At 78.3% G+C, this 502-nt stretch carries 1 protein-coding gene; it reads left to right on the top strand.

Annotated elements, in window-relative coordinates:
- The coding region (locus tag DZG00_RS16405) for an ATP-binding cassette domain-containing protein (protein ID WP_119455870.1) at nucleotides 1-502 on the top strand (502 nt) is incomplete at both ends.

Genomic DNA, 502 nt, shown 5'->3' with positions numbered 1-502 from the left:
AGATCCCGCGGGAGCAGGCCGGCTCCGCGGCGGGCGACGTCCGCGCCGCCGCACCCGAGGGCACGTCCCGGGGCGCGACGCTCGAGGTCCGCGACCTGGTGACGCGCTGGCCGGGAGCCGGACGCGACGCCCTCGCGCCGGTGTCGCTCGTGGTGCGGCCGGGGGAGACGGTCGTGGTGCGGGGCCCGAGCGGATCAGGCAAGTCGTCGCTCGCCGCCGCCCTCGTGCGGTTCCTCGAGTCGGGCGGCGAGTACGAGCTCGACGGCCGGGACGCCCGGGCGATGCACCCGTCGGCCGTGCGCCGGGTCGTCGGCCTGTGCGAGCAGGCGCCGCACCTCTTCGACGCGAGCATCCGGCAGAACCTGCTCTTCGCGCGCGAGGACGCGACCGACGACGAGCTCGTCGCCGTGCTCGCGCGCGTGGGCCTCGCGGAGTGGACCGCCGAGCGCGGCGGCCTCGACGCGCGCGTCGGCGACCGCGGCGGACTGGTCTCCGGCGGGCA

This window comes from Clavibacter lycopersici (assembly GCF_003576405.1).
GTDB classification, from domain to species: domain Bacteria; phylum Actinomycetota; class Actinomycetes; order Actinomycetales; family Microbacteriaceae; genus Clavibacter; species Clavibacter lycopersici.
Note: the sequence above shows the minus strand (reverse complement) of the source record. Positions and strands in the feature narration are given on the sequence as shown.